Origin of the sequence: Staphylococcus coagulans, from assembly GCF_002901995.1 — a bacterium.
Lineage (GTDB): Bacteria > Bacillota > Bacilli > Staphylococcales > Staphylococcaceae > Staphylococcus > Staphylococcus coagulans.
In genome coordinates, this window is record NZ_PPQN01000078.1 from 1679 (window position 1) to 19711 (window position 18033).

General features: G+C 35.0%; 20 protein-coding genes and 1 riboswitch. Of the genes, 12 read left to right on the forward strand and 8 right to left on the reverse strand.

All coding sequences use genetic code 11. The annotated features are described in order from the left end of the window. Positions 1–119: 119 nt before the first annotated feature. Together menE and menC are read left to right on the forward strand one after the other, a co-directional pair. Positions 120–1514 (forward strand): o-succinylbenzoate--CoA ligase, encoded by a 1395-nt coding sequence (menE, locus tag CD118_RS11100; RefSeq protein WP_060829728.1) that lies wholly within the window; start codon positions 120–122, stop codon positions 1512–1514. Further along, positions 1511–2500: an o-succinylbenzoate synthase gene (gene menC / locus CD118_RS11105; RefSeq protein ID WP_103356712.1), complete on the forward strand. Its 990-nt coding sequence runs from the start codon at positions 1511–1513 to the stop codon at positions 2498–2500. The genes menE and menC overlap by 4 nt, the downstream gene beginning before the upstream one ends. On the opposite strand, the gene yidD is transcribed toward menC, so the two are convergent. Next, positions 2476–2727, reverse strand: a complete 252-nt coding sequence (gene yidD / locus CD118_RS11110) for a membrane protein insertion efficiency factor YidD (protein ID WP_050330616.1) — start codon at positions 2725–2727, stop codon at positions 2476–2478. The genes menC and yidD overlap by 25 nt on opposite strands. 57 nt (positions 2728–2784) lie before the next feature. On the opposite strand from yidD, the gene ytkD reads away from it, so the two are divergent. Together ytkD and CD118_RS11120 are read left to right on the forward strand one after the other, a co-directional pair. After that, complete coding sequence (gene ytkD / locus CD118_RS11115) at positions 2785–3255, forward strand: RNA deprotection pyrophosphohydrolase (protein WP_050330617.1); 471 nt, start codon at positions 2785–2787, stop codon at positions 3253–3255. Beyond that, positions 3236–4006: an alpha/beta hydrolase family protein gene (locus CD118_RS11120; RefSeq protein ID WP_050330618.1), complete on the forward strand. Its 771-nt coding sequence runs from the start codon at positions 3236–3238 to the stop codon at positions 4004–4006. The genes ytkD and CD118_RS11120 overlap by 20 nt, the downstream gene beginning before the upstream one ends. Before the next feature lie 130 nt (positions 4007–4136). Here CD118_RS11120 and pckA read toward each other — a convergent pair whose 3' ends face one another. Beyond that, positions 4137–5720: a phosphoenolpyruvate carboxykinase (ATP) gene (gene pckA, locus CD118_RS11125; RefSeq protein ID WP_060829730.1), complete on the reverse strand. Its 1584-nt coding sequence runs from the start codon at positions 5718–5720 to the stop codon at positions 4137–4139. A gap of 331 nt (positions 5721–6051) precedes the next feature. Next, positions 6052–6161, forward strand: a riboswitch (SAM riboswitch). 106 nt (positions 6162–6267) lie between these two features. On the opposite strand from pckA, the gene metK reads away from it, so the two are divergent. From metK to CD118_RS11140, 3 genes are all read left to right on the forward strand, one after another. After that, a complete protein-coding gene (gene metK / locus CD118_RS11130; RefSeq protein ID WP_103356713.1) occupies positions 6268–7467 on the forward strand; it encodes a methionine adenosyltransferase in 1200 nt (399 codons plus the stop codon). Positions 7468–7556: 89 nt separating this feature from the next. Further along, positions 7557–8468, forward strand: a complete 912-nt coding sequence (locus CD118_RS11135) for an NERD domain-containing protein (RefSeq protein WP_050332160.1) — start codon at positions 7557–7559, stop codon at positions 8466–8468. 461 nt (positions 8469–8929) lie between these two features. Beyond that, positions 8930–9766, forward strand: a complete 837-nt coding sequence (locus CD118_RS11140; protein WP_060829731.1) for an aldo/keto reductase — start codon at positions 8930–8932, stop codon at positions 9764–9766. Between the two features lie 139 nt (positions 9767–9905). Here the strand turns inward: CD118_RS11140 and CD118_RS11145 are convergent, their stop codons facing one another. Genes CD118_RS11145 through CD118_RS11155 form a run of 3 tightly spaced genes read right to left on the reverse strand, consistent with a single transcriptional unit; the run spans position 9906 to position 10963 of the window. Next, a complete protein-coding gene (locus CD118_RS11145) occupies positions 9906–10262 on the reverse strand; it encodes a fluoride efflux transporter FluC (RefSeq protein WP_060829732.1) in 357 nt (118 codons plus the stop codon). Beyond that, positions 10259–10624 carry a fluoride efflux transporter CrcB gene (gene crcB / locus CD118_RS11150; protein ID WP_060829733.1) on the reverse strand — a complete coding sequence of 122 codons (366 nt, stop codon included), beginning with the start codon at positions 10622–10624 and terminating at the stop codon, positions 10259–10261. Before crcB ends, CD118_RS11145 begins: the two co-directional genes overlap by 4 nt. A gap of 36 nt (positions 10625–10660) precedes the next feature. Next, the gene (locus CD118_RS11155; RefSeq protein ID WP_060829734.1) at positions 10661–10963 is read right to left on the reverse strand and encodes a hypothetical protein; all 303 of its coding nucleotides are present in this window, start codon (positions 10961–10963) and stop codon (positions 10661–10663) included. Between the two features lie 155 nt (positions 10964–11118). Here CD118_RS11155 and CD118_RS11160 point away from each other — a divergent pair, with 155 nt between their 5' ends. Together CD118_RS11160 and CD118_RS11165 are read left to right on the forward strand one after the other, a co-directional pair. Continuing rightward, positions 11119–11829, forward strand: a complete 711-nt coding sequence (locus CD118_RS11160) for a transaldolase (RefSeq protein ID WP_050330625.1) — start codon at positions 11119–11121, stop codon at positions 11827–11829. A 246-nt stretch (positions 11830–12075) separates the two neighbouring features. Continuing rightward, positions 12076–12525 carry a hypothetical protein gene (locus CD118_RS11165; RefSeq protein ID WP_060829735.1) on the forward strand — a complete coding sequence of 150 codons (450 nt, stop codon included), beginning with the start codon at positions 12076–12078 and terminating at the stop codon, positions 12523–12525. 2 nt (positions 12526–12527) lie between these two features. On the opposite strand, the gene CD118_RS11170 is transcribed toward CD118_RS11165, so the two are convergent. Together CD118_RS11170 and CD118_RS11175 are read right to left on the reverse strand one after the other, a co-directional pair. Beyond that, positions 12528–12956: a hypothetical protein gene (locus CD118_RS11170; RefSeq protein WP_050345479.1), complete on the reverse strand. Its 429-nt coding sequence runs from the start codon at positions 12954–12956 to the stop codon at positions 12528–12530. 2 nt (positions 12957–12958) lie between these two features. Beyond that, positions 12959–13447 (reverse strand): sigma-70 family RNA polymerase sigma factor, encoded by a 489-nt coding sequence (locus tag CD118_RS11175; RefSeq protein WP_082704409.1) that lies wholly within the window; start codon positions 13445–13447, stop codon positions 12959–12961. Between the two features lie 204 nt (positions 13448–13651). On the opposite strand from CD118_RS11175, the gene CD118_RS11180 reads away from it, so the two are divergent. Further along, positions 13652–13873 (forward strand): hypothetical protein, encoded by a 222-nt coding sequence (locus CD118_RS11180; RefSeq protein WP_016425399.1) that lies wholly within the window; start codon positions 13652–13654, stop codon positions 13871–13873. 156 nt (positions 13874–14029) lie between these two features. Beyond that, positions 14030–14893, forward strand: a complete 864-nt coding sequence (sagB, locus tag CD118_RS11185; RefSeq protein ID WP_103356714.1) for a peptidoglycan release complex glucosaminidase SagB — start codon at positions 14030–14032, stop codon at positions 14891–14893. Positions 14894–15214: 321 nt separating this feature from the next. Here sagB and CD118_RS11190 read toward each other — a convergent pair whose 3' ends face one another. Further along, entirely contained in the window at positions 15215–16102 is an 888-nt protein-coding gene (locus CD118_RS11190; RefSeq protein WP_103356715.1) for an osmoprotectant ABC transporter substrate-binding protein, read from the reverse strand. 225 nt (positions 16103–16327) lie between these two features. On the opposite strand from CD118_RS11190, the gene CD118_RS11195 reads away from it, so the two are divergent. Beyond that, the gene (locus CD118_RS11195) at positions 16328–17887 is read left to right on the forward strand and encodes an FAD/NAD(P)-binding protein (protein WP_060829739.1); all 1560 of its coding nucleotides are present in this window, start codon (positions 16328–16330) and stop codon (positions 17885–17887) included. The last annotated feature ends 146 nt before the right edge of the window (positions 17888–18033 follow it).

The following is an 18033-nucleotide window of genomic DNA, read 5'->3' on the forward strand; positions in this document are numbered from 1 at the left end:
ACGAATCCCCAATCTCATTTCTCGCTGCTTCATGAAAATAATTTTAGATTTATATCATGCATGAGAGTTCGATTAAGACTATAATAGTATTATTAAGATTTATTCGGGGGGAGACGAATATGGAACATTGGCTCGTACAACAAGCCAAGCAACAGCCGAGAAAAATTGCGATAGAGACCCCAACAGAGTCGTTGACGTTTGAAGAATTATTACAGTTAGCGACTGAAAAAGGGGCTGCATTAAAAGCCTTAAATCGACAACGACTCGGGCTATATATTGATAATACAATTGAAAGCGTTGTGCTCTTACATGCAGCTTGGCTCTATCAAATAGAAATTTCATTGATTAATAATCGCTTAACTGCTTATGAAATTGACCAACAAATGAATGCAATAGGTGTTGATTTAATCATCAGTACACAGAATATCCTATTTACAACAAAAACGAAAGTCATATATTCAAGTACATTATTCAGTGAAGAAGCACCTCATATCCATCATTCTGTATCTGAAAATCAAATTGCATCGATTATGTTTACATCGGGGACAACTGGACCTCAAAAGGCAGTTCCGCAAACTTTCGCAAATCATCAATTTAGTGCAGAATCTTGTATTGAAAGTTTAGGTTTTAGTCCATCTTCTAAGTGGCTTGCAGTGCTACCGTTATTTCATATTTCGGGTTTAAGTATTTTATTAAGAAGTGTGCAATACGGATTCACCGTGTACTTACTCGAAAAATTCGATGAAAGGATCATTTTAGAGGCTATTCAGCATAAAGGGATTACGCATATTTCTTTAGTTCCTGTAACGCTGATGCGTTTAATGCAAAACGGGCTCAATCAACCTTATCAGCTTGAAAAAATACTGTTAGGTGGTGCCAAATTAGATGAACAATTGATTCGTCAGGCGCTACAATATCAGTTGCCGATTTATAATTCGTTTGGTATGACTGAAACGTGTTCACAATTTTTAACTGCTTCACCTCAGTTATTGAAAAACAAACCGAATACTGTCGGCCATGCAAGTGAAAATATTGATCTCAAAGTAGTATATCCGGATGAAAACGGGCACGGAGAACTTTATGTTAAAGCGCAAAATGTGATGAATGGTTATTTATATCCTTCACATCTCGAGAACGCTTTTGATGCGGAAGGATATTTTAAAACAGGTGATATCGCGAGTATGGACGAAGATGGCGACGTCATCATTTATGATCGACGCAAAGATTTAATTATTAGCGGTGGCGAAAACATTTATCCTTTTGAAATCGAATCTGTAGCTAAAACACATCCTGAAGTTCAAGATGCGATGTGTACGGGCATTGATGATGATGTATGGGGACAAAGACCGATTTTATATGTGGTTGCACAACAAGCGATTGAAAATATTGAGGGATATTTACAAGCGCGTTTAGCCAGATATAAGCAACCTGCATTTATTTATTTTGTAAAAGCACTTCCATACACAAGTACTGGTAAATTACAAAGACGTTTGTTAAATGAGGGATTTCAATGAAATTAATGGCCATTCATTTTTACCGTTTTGATCCACGATTTATACATCCGATTCAGACAGCAAAAATTAAGCTTACACATAGACGTACGTTGTTTGTTGCATTACAAGACGAACATGGAAAATTATGGTTTGGTGAATGTAATGCTTTTGAAACGGATTGGTATCATCATGAGACAATTGCGGATGTACAACACACCTTACAGAAATGGTTTGATAATGTAAAAGGGCAAGAAATTCGTAATTTTAGTGAAGGTCAAAAACTCGTTTCAACATTAGATGCATTTCCTACTGCACGTGCGACAATTATCATGGCGCTGTATCCGATGTTTTATCCATTGGAATGTTTTTCGATTCCAATGACGATTACAATCAATGGTGATTTTAATCAGCGGCTTATGAAATTAGATCAAGCGGGGAGAATTAAAGTTAAATGGAATACGGACATTTTGTCGCAAGTTAAGATGCTCACAACGATGTATCCGATGATTCCGATTTCTACAGACGCTAACCAAACACTAACTCAAAAAGATGAAGCTACTTTAAAACAATTAAAATCGTATCAACTTGCTTATATAGAAGAACCATTCCAATCTTTAGATGTCAATATAGATGATCAGTCCTTGCCTCCTATAGCGATAGATGAACATGCGACAAGTGAAGAGGCAATTATGGAATGGATACAAAGTAAAGCCGTTCGTATCGTAGTTTTGAAGCCTTTTCGTTTAGGAGGGATTGACCGAGTGCTCTCCATCATTGAGAGACTAAAAAAAGAAGAGGTACAATTTGTGTTAGGCGGTATGTACGAATGTGGTTTGAGTCGCTATTATACTGCTTTATTAAGTCGTGAGGGGAATTATGCAGGAGATATTCCTGAAGAAGGTTTTTATTTTAATGAAGATATTGTAAAAGGTTCGGGCACTTTAAAAAATGGACGGTTATATTTCAAACCGCCCGAAGTGAATCAATCTTTATTATTAGCATGGTGATGCGTATGAGATGTTTTTAAAGGGACAGGATCAAAGCCCCCTTTATGAAATGGATGGCATTTTAAAATTCGTTTTAAGCCGAGCCAGCTTCCTTTTAATGCACCGTGAACTTGAATCGCTTCTAACGTATAATTGGAACACGTTGGATAGAAACGGCAGGAAGGTGGCGTCAATGGTGAGATAAAGCGCTGATAAAAACGAATCAGTTTGATAAACAAAGTTTTCAAGTTGTAACCTCCTTCAATTGGTTATATTGTAACATAGATAGAAAGGGCGTATGGGGTGTGAAGTTTACCGATAGTCATCATCAAACGGTGGTGCTTGAATTTAAAAATCATCACGATGAACAAAATGGTGAACACGTTTTAGCGTTACCAATTTACAATCAAAATCTTGTGTTAACGCGACATAAAGATAGAGGGATTGAATTTCCAGGCGGTAAACGTGAAATTAATGAATCGAGTCAAGAGGCTGTGCAACGTGAATTATATGAAGAAACCGGGTCAACGATAGACACATTTTATTATATTGCACAATACGAGGTGCAAGGGCAATCACATTGTTTCAAAAAAGATGTTTATGTCGTATTTGTCGACCAGATTGAAGATAAAACTTATTATCATGAAACGTATGGACCTATTCTTACAAAGTCATTAGATACTATTCAAGATGATGAAAAAAGTTATTTATTAAATGATCCTGCGATATTAGCATGTGTAGAAAGGATGAAAGAACTTGGCTTTTATCAAAGCTAAACGAATGCCTGGCGAATTCATAACACATAAAGTTGAAGAATGGACGTATCGTGTTGATGACCTTAACGTTAAAGGGCTTTGCGTGGCGCCCCATTCTTATGTGAACAGAATCGTGATCTACTTACGTGGCGGTAAAGGACAAGTAGGGCGAGTTCGTTTAGCAAGATTACTTCAATTTATAAGCCCACATACTTTAGTATTTGCGCCGTATTATAGAGGAAGTAACGGAAGTCAAGGTTTTGATGAATTTGCGGGTAAAGATTTAAATGATGTTGTGGTTGCCGCAACGATGTTAAAAAATATGTATCCGCACGCGTCACTGCATCTAGTTGGATTTTCTAGAGGTGGGATTCAAGGTTTACTTACATTTCAAACTGTTAAAGCCAATAGCTATATTATTTGGGGTGGCGTTACGGATTTAAAGTTAATGTATGAAGAGCGTGTAGATTTAAGAGGTATGTTAAGAAGAATGGTAGGGCATCCTAAAAAAGACATACAAGCCTATCGTAATCGAAATCCACTTCCTGATATTGATGCTGAATCGCCTCCTATTTTAATTATTCACGGAGAACAAGACCGGCAAGTAGGCATTCATCAAGCATATGATTTGGCACAACATTTAGAACAGGTTGGCGCTCGGTATGAAACATTCTATCAACGTGATGAAGGTCACGTGCCTAGACCACAAGCCATGAAAAAAGTTTTAGCTTTCATACAGGATTGGATGCTTCGACATGACAGTCAATCATGAATGAAGCTTATCGATTAAAAAATAAATTTTATCATTATTACAAATATAAAAGCGCGCCCGTTAAATGGAACAGAGCGCGCTTTTTGCTTACATAAGATTATGAAATTGCTTAAATAAATCAAGCATATTCTTAATTCGATTTGAATCCACCGTTTAGTTCTAAATCTTGCGCATTTGCGCCAAATTTTTTGAAGTTATCTTTAAAGCGCTCTACAAGAAGTTGTGCTTGATCAGTATAGGCTTCTTTATCAGACCAAGCATTTTTAGGTTGTAGAATTGTGCTCGGTACGCCTTCAATTTCAGTAGGAATCGACAATCCAAAAACTTCATCTTTTTCGAATCCTGTATTTTTAAGCGCACCATTTATCGCATCATTGACCATTTTTCTTGTATATTTTAATTCAATACGATTACCTACACCATATTTTCCACCTGTCCAACCAGTGTTGACAAGGTAAACATCAACGGCATGTTTATCGATAAGGTCACCGAGTAAATTTGCATAAACTTCAGCTCTAAGAGGTAAGAATGGTGCACCGAAACAAGTTGAGAATGAAGGGACTGGTTCAGTAATGCCTCTTTCTGTACCCGCTAATTTTGAAGTGAAGCCACTCAAGAAGTGATACATCGCTTGATCTTTATTTAATTTAGAAATTGGTGGTAAAACACCAAATGCATCAGCTGTCAAAAAGATAATTGTATTTGGATGAGATGCTTTAGAAGGGAGCACAACATTATCGATATGGTCAATCGGGTAAGCCGCGCGTGTGTTCTCAGTATAATGATTATCATCAAAGTCAATATATCCATGTGCATCAACAACTAAATTTTCAAGTACAGTACCATATCGGATTGCATTGAAAATTTGTGGCTCTTTTTCAGCTGATAAGTTAATCGCTTTAGCATAGCAGCCACCCTCAATATTGAAAACACCGTTCCCGTTCCAACCGTGCTCGTCATCACCAATGAGTTTACGATTTGGGTCTGCTGATAATGTTGTTTTACCTGTTCCAGAGAGTCCAAAGAAGAGTGCGACATCGCCTTTATCTCCAACATTCGCTGAACAATGCATGCTCATAATATTATGTTGTGGTAACAAATAGTTCATGACAGAGAAGACAGATTTTTTCATTTCACCCGCATATTCTGTGCCACCAATTAAAATCGTTTTATGCTTGAAAGAGATGATAACAAAAGTTTCTGAGCGTGTACCATCGATTTTTGGATCTGCCTTAAAGTGGGGTGCAGAAATTAATGTAAAATCTGCTTTGATTTTTGAAGCTTCTTCTTTAGAAGTCGGTTTAATAAACATATTTTGCGCAAATAAATTATGCCATGCGAATTCATTAACCACTGTCAATTTAAGTTGCGAATTCGAATCACTTCCTGCGTAGCCATTAAAAACAAACAATTCTTCTTTGTCGTTTAAGTAATCAATAACTTTATGGTAGAGATTGAGAAATTTTTCTTCTGATATAGGTTGATTAATCGCCCCCCAATCGATATCGTCTTTCACCTGTGGATTGTCTACAATAAATTTATCTTTAGGTGAGCGCCCCGTGTATTCACCTGTTTTCGCATTGATGGCACCGAGTTCTGTTAACTCTGCTTCATCACGTTTTAAGATTTTGTTATAAAGTTCTGTTGTTGTAAGTTGAAAATGAGAACTTGGCTTATCGATTAATGCCTCTAACGCACTAGTATTAAATGACATGATCTGATCCCCTCCGAATTTTGTTGAATGTAAGCCTTTACAATTTAAGAGTATAACATATTAGAGAAATAATCCCTACTATATTTAAGAAAAAATAATCGAATCTAGATTAAATATTTATTTTTACGTATTATAACCATAATTTCATCTATAAATTTATCGTAATTTTCAATGACTTACGATTATTCAGCAATTTTTAAGTGTTTTCTTACATTAATATCGATGCATTTATCATAAATCTTTCTAGATAAGAAAGGTTTTAGAAATGATTTGTGCAGAAGTACGAAATTGACAGACTGATAAAAGTTATGTAATATAGTGCTAACGGATTCTCTTATCCTGAGTGGTGGAGGGACATGGACCCAATGAAACCCAGCAACCTCTTTTAACGAAGAAAGGTGCCAAACCGTTTGCAGACAAATATGGTCTGAACGATAAGAGCGAATGGACGTTAGAGCCTTCACTCTATTTTATAGTGTTGAAAGGCTCTTTTTTTATTGAGCTCAGAGAGAGAATGTTCGTAATCCATTATATAAAGGAGTTTATTATGACATACAACAGACGCTTATTTACTTCAGAATCAGTAACAGAAGGTCATCCTGATAAGATTGCAGACCAGATTTCTGATGCAATTTTGGATGAAATTTTGAAAGGAGATAAAAATGCACGTGTCGCTTGTGAGACGACAGTGACGACAGGTATGGCTTTAATCGCGGGTGAGATTTCTACTTCTACTTATGTCGATATTCCAAAAGTCGTACGCGAAACAGTTAGAGAGATTGGTTATACACGTGCGAAGTATGGTTACGACTATAAAACAATGTCTGTTTTAACAGCGATAGATGAACAATCACCTGATATTGCACAAGGTGTCGATCGCGCGTTGGAATATCGTGATGAAATGAATGACGAAGAGTTAAATACTGGTGCTGGCGATCAAGGCTTGATGTTCGGTTTTGCGACAAATGAAACAGATACACTCATGCCATTACCAATTGATCTGTCACATAAATTATCGAAACGTTTATCAGAAGTCCGTAAAAATGGAACTTTAGATTATTTACGACCTGATGGTAAAGTCCAAGTGACTGTTGAATATGATGAACAAAATCAACCAAAACATATCGATACAATCGTTGTTTCTTCACAACATCACGAAGAAATTGAATTAGAAAAAATTCAAAATGATATTAAAGAGTATGTTATTTATCCAACAGTAGACCCAAGCTTATTAGATGAAGAGACTAAATTTTTCATTAATCCAACAGGGCGTTTTGTCATTGGTGGTCCACAAGGCGATGCAGGCTTAACTGGGCGTAAAATTATTGTTGATACTTACGGCGGTTATGCACGTCATGGTGGGGGCGCGTTTTCAGGAAAAGATCCTACAAAAGTAGACCGTTCCGCAGCCTATGCAGCGCGCTATGTCGCAAAAAACATTGTAGCTGCTCAACTTGCAGATAAATGTGAAGTGCAGCTTGCCTACGCCATTGGTGTCGCTCAGCCAGTTTCTATCGCCATCGATACATTTGGTACAGGAAGAGTCAGTGAGGATACTTTAATTCAAGCAGTACGTGATCACTTTGATTTACGGCCTGCTGGAATTATTAAAATGCTTGATTTACAACGTCCAATTTATAAACAAACGGCTGCATATGGCCACTTTGGTCGAAATGATGTGCAATTACCTTGGGAAAAAACAGATAAAATTGAATTATTAAAAGAAGCGGTTTCTGCTTTACAATAAATTTTATTGCTTTAACTATCGCTAATTTTATAGTTATTTAATATAATAGAAATAACTGTAGAAATGTAGATAAAAGGAAGGTATTGCAAATGACACAATTTGGTCCAATCGAAATAGGCCTCATTGCTGCTATTGTAATTGCAGCATTATTCTTTATTTTGTTTTTGGTAGCGCTCAAAAGTAAAAAGAAAGCTAAAGAAAGTTACGCAAGTCAATATCAATCGAAGCAAGATCAACTGACTCACGAACATGAAGAAGAGCTTGAAAAAGTTCGAATTGAAAAGAAAAAAGCGGACACGCAACATAAAGAAGAATATGAAACAATGCTTTCTTCAAAAAATAGAGAAATTGATGCTTTAAAATTATTTTCAAAAAATAGTAGTGAATATGTGACAGATATGCGTTTACTTGGAATACGTGAAAGATTAGTCAAAGAAAAACGTATTCGACCAGAAGATATGCATATCATGGCCAATATCTTTTTACCCACTAATGATTTAGAGGATATTACACGTATGAGTCATCTCGTTTTGACACGCACAGGTCTTTATATTATAGATTCTGAACTTTTAAAAGGTCATGTTTACCAAGGCGTTAGTCAAAATCAATTTTCAGAAAATCCAATGTTAGAGCAAGTTTTCAAAACATTAGATTTAGATCCATCAACACCACAGATGGTTGTGTTAGACCAACAAGATGGTGAACAAAATGCACTTTCAATCAAAGACTATACACAACAAATCAAACAAATTGAGCAAGTTGCAACACAATTGCAACGTCAATTGGATTTAAAATATACACCAACTACGATTTTATATTTTAATCCAAAACGTGAAGGCGATGTAACTATCTCAAGCTTTACAACACAAGGAACAACAAAAGTTTTAGTAGGCCCAGAGCAGTTGAATGAGTTCTTTAACAAATTTGTTTTCCATGGTCGTATTCAATATGATGTCAATGCGCTTCAAAGCATTATGGATGAAATTGAATCTTTTAATTAAGTTGTCTATTGTCATTTGATGGAAGCATTTAATATTTAGAGGTTAAGACATATTGAAGTCTTGACCTCTTTTTTATTGTTTTTTAGAGGATTAAATGATTAAAAGGGCGAGTTGAATTCGAATCAAAAATTCTTAGATATACCATATAGCTAAAAACGAGGTTTGTTTGAAGTAAGAAGTCGTATAGATGGGTCGAAATAAATATGAAATTGATTACCAAACGAGACGACGAAATCAAATAGATTTCTGTCTCGCATGATAAGGAGTACGAAAAACAAAGAAAGCGCAGTAGCTGACTGGACTGTACTTCACTTTATTAGTTCGCCCAGTCCTAGTCATCCTTGCCGGGGCGAGACGACGAAATCAAATAGATTTCTGTCTCGCTCCCAAGTTCAATGGCTTTAACATCGATTGAAAATGGTTTAGCATGTAAGGTGGATATTATAAAGGAGCGATGTTGTATGAATGAAAAGTCTTTTTATAATGGAAATCGTATGCCTCAAGTAGGCTTAGGTGTTTTCCGTGTAGAAAATGATGATTCTGCGAAGGATGCTGTTAAGCATGCGATTAAGCATGGTTATCGTAGTATTGATACGGCGATGATTTACAAAAATGAAGAAAAAGTGGGCGAAGGTATTCGTGAAGCTTTAGATGAAAATGGCTTAAAGCGTGAGGATTTATTTATCACGTCTAAGCTTTGGTTAAGTGATTATGGTCGTGAGAGTGTAGAAAAAGCTTATCAAGCTTCATTATCGCGTTTAGGTTTAGACTACTTAGATTTATATCTTGTACATTGGCCAGGAACTGATGAAGATTTAATGATTGATACGTGGAAAGGGATGGAAGACCTTTACCAAGATCAAAAAGTTAAAAATATTGGTGTAAGTAATTTTAATGTTGAACATTTGGATCGCTTACTTGCCAATGCACGTATCAAACCTGTGATTAACCAAGTTGAATTCCATCCATATTTGACACAAAAAGCTTTACATGAGTATCTTGATGTACAAAATATTCTTATGGAATCTTGGTCACCTTTAATGAATGCACAAATTTTAGACGATGAGACGGTAAAAAGTGTTGCAGATGAAGTAAACCGCTCAGCTGCACAAGTCATTATTCGTTGGAATGTGCAGCATGGTGTAGTGACAATACCTAAATCAATCACACCAAGTCGTATTGAAGAAAACTTAAATGTTTTTGATTTTGAACTCTCTCAAGAACAAATGGATCGCTTAGATGCGCTCAATGAAAATCGTCGTATTGGACCAGATCCTTTACAATTTAATGGTCAATAAAACTGTCAAAACCCGAGATTTCGCTAGCGTTAGCGAAACCTCGGGTTTATGCTTTATATATGGATACATAGACAAGTGGTGACTCAGTTTCTTCTTATTAGCTTGTTGCTTTCAAACTTTTTATGTTGAATGGCTAATTTTACAAATGGAATTGCACACCTAACCAACAAGCGATAAAACAAGCACCATATTGCAGTACACTATATATGGCAAACAGCAGCCAATTTTTCGACTGTTGAAGCATTTGTAATAGCTCTAATGATAATGTGGAAAACGTTGTAAAACCGCCAAGTATACCGACAGCAAAAAATAATTGCGCTGCGTGTGTGGCAGTATAGATTTGAAAAAGGTAGCCGATTAGAAAAGAACCTAACAAATTAATGAATAAGGTAGCTATCGGTATTTTGAAAAAATCAAAGCTAGATAGGCGAGCTGTCGTCATTGCGCGCAGTACAGCCCCTAAACCGCCACCTACACATAATAGTAGGATATTCATTTGTGATAACCTCCTAATCGATAACCTAGAAAACAGCATAAAATGCCACAACAATAACTGATGAGTGCATAACTCAGTAGTATAAGGAAATGACCATATTCAGCTAAATAAACGAGTTCAAATTGGAAGGTTGAAAAAGTGGTTAATGCCCCTAGAAAGCCAGTTGTTATGCCTTGTTTGATTTGAGGATGTTGGATAAACCACTTTGTAGAGAGACGGGTAAAATATCCCATACCCATTGCACCGATTAAATTAGCAAGAAGGGTGCCGATTGGAAACTGTGAGTCAACAGGAATGAAACTGATTTGCCATCTCAACAATGCACCTATCGCACCGCCTATAAAGATATAAATATATTTCATGCAATCACCTGAATCCTAAATGGCTTCATGCGCCATTTAAATAATACCAAAGGTAAAAAGGGAACTCACTATATGAATACAAATCACCACTAAAAGAATCCAAGGTTGTATTCGTGACGCTTTATGTATCCAGCTGCGATGCTCTGGCAAATGTTTGATTGATTTGTCTGCAAAAACGATGGATGCAACTAAAATGACAAAGTTTACAATACTACATACAAAAATCAATTTCACAATTGAAGTAAAATGCTTTTCGAGCATAGGGTTTTGTGTATTAAAATAAAAACTAATAAGCATTAATAATACCGATAAGTAAAAGTATTTTTTTGTTTTAGACATAGTGCGCCTCCTTTATTTATCGATAGTAATCATATCATATTTTATTTGTGAATTGAACGAATGTTGTTCATATGTAAAGCGTTAAAATAGCGGAATAGGACTTAAAAATGGTATAACTATAAATAGGATTAACAGCAATAAGGAGGCTATTTAAAATGGCAGAATTGAAAGTACGCGTATTTGCAGATGGTGCAGATATTGAACAAATGAAAAAAGCTTATCAAAATAAAGAGGTTGACGGTTTTACTACAAATCCAAGTTTAATGGCAAAAGCTGGTGTTAAAGACTATGTGGAATTTGCTAAAGAAGCAGTAGAAGCAATTCCTGATGCATCGATTTCATTCGAAGTTTTTGCTGATGACATGGAAACAATGGAAAAAGAAGCAGAAATCATCCAACAATTTGGTGAAAACATTTTTGTTAAAATTCCAGTTGTAAATACTAAAGGTGAATCAATGATTCCATTAATTGAAAAATTATCAGCTAAAGGCGTTAAATTGAATGTCACTGCTGTCTATACGATTGAACAAGTTAAAGCTATCACTGAAGCTGTGACTGAAGGTGTAGAAACATATGTGTCTGTTTTTGCAGGACGTATTGCAGATACAGGTGTGGACCCTATGCCATTAATGAAAGAATCAGTTGAAGTGACACATAGTAAAAAAGGCGTGCAATTATTATGGGCAAGCTGTCGCGAGTTATTCAATGTCATTCAAGCTGATGAAATTGGCGCAGATATCATTACATGTCCCTCAGACGTTGTGAAAAAAGTGCCTAACATTGGACGTGACATCAATGAATTATCTGTAGATACAGTTAAAGGATTTGAGAAAGATATTAAATCTTCTGGATTAAGTATCTTATAATTTTTAACTTGTGAGACAGATTTGAATTAATTTCAATGGCTTGTCCCGCTATGGAAGTCAAGCTACGAAAAGGTTAATTACAAGTTTAAGCGTGAAAAAGTGACTGTGTCTGAAGCATGAGGTGATGCCCAAGACGCAGTCACTTTTTAATTTCTAATGAGTGAAACTCTTATTAGGACCTGCGCTAGTGATATGATAAAGTGAACATAAAAAATGCTGCAAAGATGAAAGGGGCGTATTTTGCACATGCAGAATCAAGCATTTCAACATCAAATTGAAAAAGATTTATGGTATCTCAATCAACGTGAGAAAAAAGCACTGCACACATATTTAAAATCGCGCGATATGGATGATATACAAAATAAATATCGTACACCTCAGCGATTTGTTTCCTATTATTTAAAAAATCACATATTTTCGAATGAATTAAAAACGTCCAGTTATTTAACAATGACTTTGATCGGTTTGTTTGTTGTCAATGTGATGCTATTAGGACTATTTATAGGTGCATTACTCTTATGTTTAAGTTCAGCCCATTATTTTATCCAACCGAATATGAATTTATCAGTAGGATTAGTCATCACGATTATGTTGACTGCACTGATTTCTTTAGTTCTCATTGTCTATTTGATGAAAGTAGCGAATGGGTATTTTACAAAGCGACTCATCGATTATAAATTTAATAAAGCAAAATAAAATTATAATAACTTGGAAAGCATCATAGCATCTTTCCATTTTTTTATAAATTGTATGAGCGGTATAGGTACGATGAGGGTGATATTATGTTCGAAATGGACTTTCGTTTGTTCAAAATAAGAAGAGGCCGCAATGACTTGAACCATATTGATGTATATCTGTACAGGTGCACGTTGAGGTTGCATGGGGCATAAGATGAGTTTTGGATTCAAATAGAAGGGTGATAAATGATACGTATTTAAAAGTTGAATAGAGAGATTTTTCTGAGTACGGAGCTCTTTTTGTGACGTTAATGCCAAATCGTTTAAGAAGCGATGAAGTGATTGCTTGCTATGGTGGGTATGAGATACATATTTAATTAAAAGTGGATACTCTATATTTTCAGAAGTTTTGAAGTAAAGCATAGTTTCGTGCGCATATTGTATCGTCATCGTTAAAATCCTTTCTTAATATCGTCATATGTGAGAACTTGTTTCAAGTGTTTCAAAGCGTGCGTCTTGTATTTCCTTATTGTTGTCGGAGAACGTTGCATCAACTGTTGAATTTCTTTTTGTCGATAGCCTTGTAAATAGTAACGGAACCATTGCTGTTCTGAAGGTTTTAATGCTTTTGTTAAATCACTTAACAACAAATGAGTGGTATTTAGAGATGTTGTTCGTAGCTCAATTTGCTTCACTTCTAGAGGTAAGGGTGTGGGCTGTTGAGATGATTGACGTAATAAATCAATAAGATAGAATTGTAAGTGATAGGTGATATATTTTTTGAAGCATTGATTAAAGGAAGGATCATACTTTAAAGATAGAGACCATAATTTGATTAATAAAAGTTGAAAATACTCATCATAATTATAATCAATATGATACTTGTGCAGTAAAAAATGGATTAACTTATAATATTGGACATAAAGTGTATTAAATTGCATGGACATGACTCCTCAATAATGAATGAACTGACCGGTCATTTCCTTTGTAACACAGCTAAAAGATTGAGGCATTTCACGATTTGTGCTATTTTATGTTTAATACAAGTTTTATCAATGACAAATAGGTTTAGAATCTTTGTATATTTGTCGTTGAATGCATTTTAATGACATTTAATTTATAAGTTAACATTCGAGGAGGAAATTATGGACTACGATCATTTAAATTTAGAGCATTTTTTTGCACGCAATGATGATTTAGATGTTATTCGAGATCGTTCAGAATTTGTAATGATTAACAATATGACAAAACAAATGATGTATCGAGATGGCGAAGTAGAAGGTACGATTGATCTCGCACGTTATTATTATAAAAACCGCTCTCAAGCTGCAAGTTTCATTATGATGGATTATCATCGCGATGAATAGTAATGAAGAACTTTACATATTCATTACTATTTTTTTATGAATGTGTAACAACGAGGGTATCTCGTTGTATAGATGCATTGAAGGTGGTAAAATTTGATTTCAAGCGGATAAAATTAATATATGAATTAAAATGAAACATTCTGAAGAGGTGTGTTTATGAGAAAGCACAAAAATGGCTCGATAATTGCTGTAATAGCGTCTTTTATTATTTTTGTTATTGCAGGTTTTTTCTTTTTTAGCATGATTAAAGATCAAATCTTTTTTAAACATGTTAATCAAGTAGAGCAGGTTGAGAAACTAGATGTGACACTTGATAAGGCAGCGAAGAAACAAATTGATAACTATACTAGTCAACAAGTTTCAAATAAAAATCATACGAATTGGCGTGACGCATCTGATTCAGAAATTCGCGATGCGATGGATAGTTCGGTGTTTATGGACGACAAGAGACAGAAGTATCAATTTTTAAATTTGTCGAAATATCAAGGTATTGATAAAAATAGAATTAAAAGAATGTTGAGAAATCATCCAACATTATTGGCACATACGGATGATTTTTTAAATGCTGCTAAAGAAAAACAAGTGAATGAAGTTTACTTAATTTCACACGCATTGTTAGAGACTGGCTCGGTTATGTCAGAGCTGTCGAATGGTGTCGAAATTGACGGTAAAAAGTATTATAATTTTTACGGTGTTGGGGCACTCGATGAAGACCCGATTAAAACGGGTGCTAAATATGCGAAGAAAAAAGGCTGGGATACGCCAGAAAAAGCGATTTATGGTGGCGCAGAATTTATCCATGATCATTACTTATCAAACCCAAATCAGAATACGTTATACAGTATGAGATGGAATCCTAAAAATCCTGGAGAACATCAATATGCAACAGATATTAATTGGGCGAAAAGTAACGCCGTCATTATGGCAGATTTTTACAAAGATATGAAAACAGAAGGTAAATATTTTAACTGGTATGTTTATAAAGATGACAAAAAACATCAAGATGGTAAAAATTACTAGTTTATAGAGAATTACAGAATATACGATTATCAATAAAATAAAGCGGAACAGAACGCGAACACTTATGTGTAGGTTTCTGTTCCGCTTTATTTATGTGCTATCTCTAGGAAGAAAGCGTATGTGAGTTTTAAAGTTGCTTTATATATGCATTTATATGGTCGATGTCCCATTATTCCGCTTTGTTACGACGCCCTAATATAAAAAAGAATGCAATTGTTAAAATGAGCACTTTACCTATTTTTTTAATCAAAATCAATCACCTCACGCTATTATAAGTTTATTCAATTTCATTTTCCGTTTAGTTATTAAACATTGGCGTAATTAATGTTCAAAATAATGATGGGCTTTTAAGAAATCTTCTGCGACGACAGCAGGCTCTTTTCCTTCTCCATCAGCCTCATAATTCAATTTTTGCATTTGTTTCGTATTGATTTTACCCGATAAATCTTTTAAAGACTTTTTCAGTTCAGGATGTGTTTTTAAGATTTGATCCGTTGCAACGACACTAGCGTCATAAGGCGGGAAGAAGTGTTTATCATCTTTCAAAACAACAAGATCATAGGCTGAAATTCGACCATCAGTAGTATATCCTAATGCAACATCCAATTTTTTATTTTTTAAAGCATCGTACACTAAACCAATTTGCATCGGCCGGATTGTATCAAAATCAAAGCCATATGCTTTTGTAAAAGCAGGGTACCCATCACCGGTACGTTTAATCCAAGTGCTATCTGTCCCTAAACGCAGTTCATCGCTATGTTTTTTTAAATCTGATACATTTTTTAGATGATACTTACGCGCTGTTTCTTTAGTGACCACAAATGCAAATGTATTTTCAAATCCATAAGAGTCAAACCAAGTTTGATGGAAACGTTTTTCAAATTCTTTTTGTGTAATCGCCATTGCTTTTTTAGGGTTTTTGATTGGATCCATTTCTAATGCACCGACAAGATCCGTACCCGTATAACGAGTCGAAGAAATATTTCCATCTCCGTTGATTAAAGCATTATGTTGAATCGTACTAGAGCCCAAATTATTAATGATTGCGGGTTTGATTTTTCCTTTTGTATCATGCTCGATTTTAAGGCGGACCATGTGAGCCATAATTTGTGATTCACTTGTTGATAGAGCCGTAATTTTTACACTCTCTTTTGAAGTTCCACCTAAACCGGGAAGTGAACAACCAGACAAAATAATCAAACTTAACATAAATAAAGCCAATTTTTTATACACGATGACAAAGCCTCCGAATATTAATATCATATCTTCAATTAAACAAAAAGGGTAAAAATATCTTGTGAGATTATTATACCATAGTAATTTTTTTATTGTTCTTTATCACATTTGGATATAAAAATAACGTTTTTTCATTATTTCTTATTATTAAGGGTATAATGAATTTGAGTGAGATACTTAAAATAAGGATGATGCAAGATGAGAGTAGCCATTATAGGAATGGGCACAGCAGGTGTGAGTGTGCTCAGACAATTAGTTAAATATAAGCATTTTAAGAAAATTCAATTAGATATTTATGATAACGAGGAAAATATGGGACAAGGCAAGCCCTTTCAAAATGATAGTGAGGATTTGCTCATCAATGTACCAGTTGATATGTTGTCATTGAATATAGATAATATTTTAGAATTTAGAGAATGGTATAACGAACAAGATACTTTTAATTACGGTGATGCGGACTACTTACCGCGTTATGTATTTGGTCATTACATGAAAAGCTATTTAGAACAATTTGATCATGAATTCGACAATGTAAATGTAATTAAAAAAGAAGTTAAACATATGTATATTGAAGAGCAAGCCAATGAAATTATTCCTAAGCGAATCATTGTATGTACCGATGACGAAGTGGAATCTTGTAAAGACTATGACTATGTGTTTTTTACAATTGGTACGATGTCATATCACGATCCATACCAACTCAAAGGTCAAAAGGGGTATATTCAAGCGCCTTACCCGGCTAATCAAACACTGTCAGAAGTTAAAAAAGATGACACAATCGCCATAATCGGTACGGGTCTAGCAAGTTTAGACGTCATTCGATATACATTGTCACATCATCAGAAAAAGCCTATTATTATGGCGAGTCGCGGTGGTAAGTTACCAAGTGTCCGGGGTGAGATGCAAACGATTGAATTCAAATATCTTACACTTGAAAATTTTGACCAGTTAAAAGCAGAAAATATGGGCGTGGTTCCATTAGAAGATGCGGTGGAATTATTTAAAAAAGAATGTGAAGTGCGAGAGATTCCACTTCAAAAACTACTTAAACGTCGAAAGTATGATGCGATCCGTGATTTAAATTATGACTTGAATCACCCTGAAGAATTAGGGGCTTTGCAGAGTGTGTTTGAGGCATTAAAAGAAAATATGGATTGGATTTGGAACAGTTTGAGTCGTGAAGATCAAACACAATTTATATCTAAGTACCATAGATATTTAAAAGAAAATACAAATCCGATGCCGAGAGAAACAGCTTTATTGTTGATTGACGCAATTAAAGCTGGTGATTTAGAAATATTATCCGGACTCGAAAATGTACGCCAATATTATGGTAAATACCGACTTGCCTTTAAAAATAAAGAGGATGAATTAAAAGTGGATATTGTCATCAATGCTACGGGTCCGAAAAAACATTTGAGTCAGTTAGATGATGACGATGCCTTATTGTTGGATGTTGCGAATCGAGAAATTATACAACCGCATCCAATGGGAGGAATTCAAATTGTACCGTCGACAAATGAAGTGATTAGTCCATTGTATGGTACATTGCGCAATTTAAGAGCAATTGGTCAAATTACCAATGGTGTCAATTTTGAGCGCAACGGTGTCACAATGATTGTTCAACAAGCAGTAAGAGCTGTCGACAATTTATATGACACCTATAAAGCTAAAAAAGCACTTGATAAAGAGAAAAAGAAAGCACAGAAAAAGGCGCAAAAAAAGAAAAAAGATAAAAAGAAGAAAAAGAAAAAATAAGTTGTCCAACTTAAAAGATGACAATATGATTCGTTTGTTTTGTAAAGAAGATTGTGTCTACTTTCTTCAAAGAGTCAATATGATTGTTATACATTGGTAGGTCATAGTTTTAAAAAGGTATATTATTATGTAATAATGATTTTTAT